We start from the raw sequence: 3,856 nt of genomic DNA, 5'->3' as shown, positions 1-3,856 counted from the left end.
CCAACAACGGGGGGAAGGCCCGCCGCGTCGTCACCGCGGCGCTCGTCGGCGTCCTCTCCGTCGGCGCGGTCCCGGCGATCGCGCTGGCGACCGGGGCTGACGTCAGCCTCCAGGCCCAGGACCCCGCCGGCGACCTCAAGGACGCCAAGCTCGTCGCTGCCACCAACGGCACCAGCGACATCGAGGTCCCCGAGAAGGGCACCATCACCCTCGCCCCGGGCGAGTATCTCGTCCCGACCCAGATCAAGCCCGAGTTCGGCGACACCATCGACCTCGACTACACCGGTGACGACGCGAACGCCGTGCTCGGCTACTACAAGGCCGACGACCTCAGCACCAACATCGCCAGCCAGGACTCCGCCGAGGACTACGACTGGGTCGCCGGCAAGTACGTCGTCAGGGTCCGTATCACCGACAAGGACAGCGCCTACTTCGACAAGACCGTCGAGTACCGCTTCAACGTGGTCGGCACCGACCTCGACGACGCCGTGATCTTCAACGCCGCGGACGGCAACGAGGACACCACCGTCGACGAGTTCGTCTGGAACAAGGAGAAGCAGTCGATCGGCGTGGCTGTCGACGGCGTCGTGCTCAAGAACAACAAGGACTACCAGATCAAGTACGGTGAGGCCGGCGGATCCTGGGATAGCGCCACGACCACCGCTCCGACCAACGCCGGCAGCTACATCGCCTACATCGCCGACGCCGACTGGAAGTACGTGAAGCAGATCGCCTTCACCATCGAGAAGCTCAACCTCTCCACCGCCGACCTCCAGATTGGCGACATGACCTACGATGAGGCCGCTACGGCGTTCGGGAATGCTGACACCGGCATCACCAAGGTCACCGCGAACGGCGTCGAGCTCGTGAAGCCGGCCAACAAGGTCGACATCAAGCTCAACAGCGGCTTCGTGGGCACCGGCAAGTACACCGCGCACGTCAAGGCCTCGGAGGATGCCGCGAACTTCGAGGGCGAGGGCGACGCCACGTTCTACGTCGTGAAGAAGGTCCTCCAGCCGACCGACTTCTACTACGGAGACGACTTCCTCACCGATGCCCCGACCGAGATCGACCTCTCCGAGGGCCAGTCCTTCGACCTCTCCAAGGTCAACGTCAAGGACGGAACGACCAAGCTCGACTCCGACCTCGTCGACGTCTGGGTCACCGACATCAACGGCAACGTCGTCGACGACGCCAAGCTCAAGACCGCCGGCACCTGGAAGGTCTGCGCCCGCGTCAACGCCGAGGCCAGCGAGGAGTGGGCCTACGGCAGCAACGTCCAGACCGTGACCGTCAAGGTCGTCAACGGCAAGGTCGCCACCGACGAGTACGCGTTCCTCTACAAGGGCGAGGTCGTCGACGCAGCCAAGGGCATCGAGGCCGAGTACGACGGCACCGACGTCCTCGACGACGTCACCGTCGTTGTCAAGGACGGCGACGAGACCCTCGAGGAGGGCGACGACTACACCCTCGAGGTCAAGGGCGAGGACGGCAAGGTCGTCGACTCCATCGTCGACGCCGGCGAGTACACGCTCACCGTCAAGGGCAACGGCTACGAGATCTCCGGCACCAAGAGCATCAAGGTGAAGGTCACCGCGATGAAGCTTGACTCCGCCAAGGTCGTCTCCAGCCTGACCGCCTCCGGCACGAGCTACCTCGCCTACACCGGAGAGGCGATCGAGCCCTCCTTCACCTTCTACAAGGACGGCGTCGAGGTCGAGGTCCCCGCGGGCTCCTACGAGGCCAGCTACAAGCTCGCGGCCCTCAAGTCCGACGGCAGGTATGACACCCCGAAGGCCGTCGAAGAGGTCAAGGACCTCGGCAAGTACACCGCCACCTTCGAGGCCGCCAAGGGCGTCAAGAACTACGACTTCAGCCTCGTCAAGCCCGCCGAGTTCGAGGTCACCGACAAGAAGGTCTTCCTTGACGTGCCCGCCAACGAGTGGTACAGCCAGGCCGTCTACGACGCCGCCACCAACGGCTACATGACCGGTGACGGCGGCGGCAAGACCTTCGGCCCGATGCGCGAGCTCACCCGCGCCGAGGCCGCGTGCGTGCTCTTCAACATGGCCGGCGGCAACAACTACTACGACGACGCCACCATTCCCGGATACGTTCCCAACGGCAACGTCTACGAGACCGGCTACTCCGACGTCGCCGGCAACGAGTTCTTCGCCAAGGCCGTGGCCTGGTGCAAGGCGACCGGGATCATCAACGGCTACGCCGACGGCACCTTCGGCGTCTCCCGCTTCGTGACCAACGAGGAGTTCGCCTGCATGCTCGCGAACTACGCCAAGGCCAAGAACGAGTACAAGGCCGTCGACGCCGACGAGGTCCTCGCGGCCTACCCCGACGCCTCCGTCGTCTCCGACTGGGCGAAGGACTCCGTCGCCTGGGCGGTCTCCGAGGGCATCATGGGCGGCGGCGCCACCATCTCGCCTGCCGGCTCCATCCTGCGCATGCGCGCGGCGACCATGGCCGTGAACGCGCAGCCCGAGAAGGCTGGCAGCGCGCTCATCTAGCCTATCGTCCTGAACGAGTCCCTCCCCTCCGGGGGAGGGCTCCCCAGGGGGCTCATGAGGCCAGGCCGAGTGAGCCTCCCGGGGAGCCTACTAGGCTCGAGCAGGCTGTCAGCGTGGCGCAGGGCGTGACGGTGCCCTCCCCCTCATTGCTCGCAACGGCGAGGGGGAGGGCGGCCCATCTGGGCCGGCAGACGCGAACATTTGCGAATGGTTGGGCGAGGGACGGCAGACGCCGTCCCTCGCCTTGTCCGGTCAAATTACACCTAGGGGATGCCACGATCCACGGGGACTAGAAGGAGCCTGGTCAGGTGCTCCTGTCGCTCTCCCCTCATGCAAATGGCTACGCCCAGGCGCCTTCGGACGCCGCACATACAAGTCGAGCCTCTCTCTTCTCAGCCGTCGCGGCCTCTCCAGGCGGGCTGAAACAGCACGAGACAGGCACAATCTTGAATCTGCGGCGCCGGGGAGACCCGGGCGCCGCCCACTCAAATCAATTAACCCTTAGATATTGCTGCCCCCGAGACGGGCCGCCCTCCCCCTCTCTTGCGAGCGTAGAGGGGGAGGGCACCGTCACGCCCTGCGCCACGCTGACAGCCTGCTCGAGCCTTGTAGGCTCCCCGGGAGGCTCACTCGGCCTGGCCTCATGAGCCCCCTGGGGAGCCCTCCCCCGGAGGGGAGGGACTCGGGTCTTGCTACTGGCGGTCGGGGTTGACCGACGGGATGGTGATGACCAGGTCGCTCAGCTTCTCGGGCTGCGCGTTGACGGCCATGGTCGCCGCGCGCATGCGCAGGATGGAGCCGGCCGGCGAGATGTTGGCGCCGCCGCCCATGATGCCCTCGGAGACGCACCAGGCCACGGAGTCCTTCGCCCAGTCGGAGACGACGGAGGCGTCGGGGTAGGCCGCGAGGACCTCGTCGGCGTCGACGGCCTCGAACTCGTTCTTGGCCTTGGCGTAGTTCGCGAGCATGCAGGCGAACTCCTCGTTGGTCACCTTGCGGGAGACGCCGAAGGTGCCGTCGGCGTAGCCGTTGATGATCCCGGTCGCCTTGCACCAGGCCACGGCCTTGGCGAAGAACTCGTTGCCCTCCACGTCGGTGTAGTCGGTGTCGTACACCTTGTTCTCGACGTCGTAGCCGGGCACGGTGGTGTTGGTGTACATGTCGTCGCCGCCGGCCATGTTGAAGAGCACACAGGCCGCCTCGGCGCGGGTGAGCTCGCGCATCGGGCCGAAGGTCTTGCCGCCGCCGTCGCCGTTCATGTAGCCGAGCTTGACGGCGTCGTAGACGCCCTGGCTGTACCACTCGTTGGCGGGCACGTCGAGGAAGATCTTCTT

General features: G+C 66.0%; 2 protein-coding genes. One reads left to right on the top strand and one right to left on the bottom strand.

From position 1 onward, the window contains the following. Window positions 1–2,522: S-layer homology domain-containing protein (locus tag B5F85_RS10425; RefSeq protein WP_143786180.1), on the top strand; the 2,522-nt coding region annotated here is incomplete at its 5' end. Window positions 2,523–3,214: 692 nt separating this feature from the next. Here the strand turns inward: B5F85_RS10425 and B5F85_RS10420 are convergent. Beyond that, a partial coding sequence (locus B5F85_RS10420) for an S-layer homology domain-containing protein (RefSeq protein ID WP_143786179.1) occupies window positions 3,215–3,856 on the bottom strand: 642 nt, incomplete at its 5' end.

The organism is Olsenella sp. An293 (assembly GCF_002159495.1).
In the GTDB taxonomy this organism is placed as follows: Bacteria; Actinomycetota; Coriobacteriia; order Coriobacteriales; family Atopobiaceae; genus Thermophilibacter.
The sequence above is the reverse complement of the archived record's forward strand: the minus strand, read 5'-3'. Positions and strand labels throughout refer to the sequence as shown.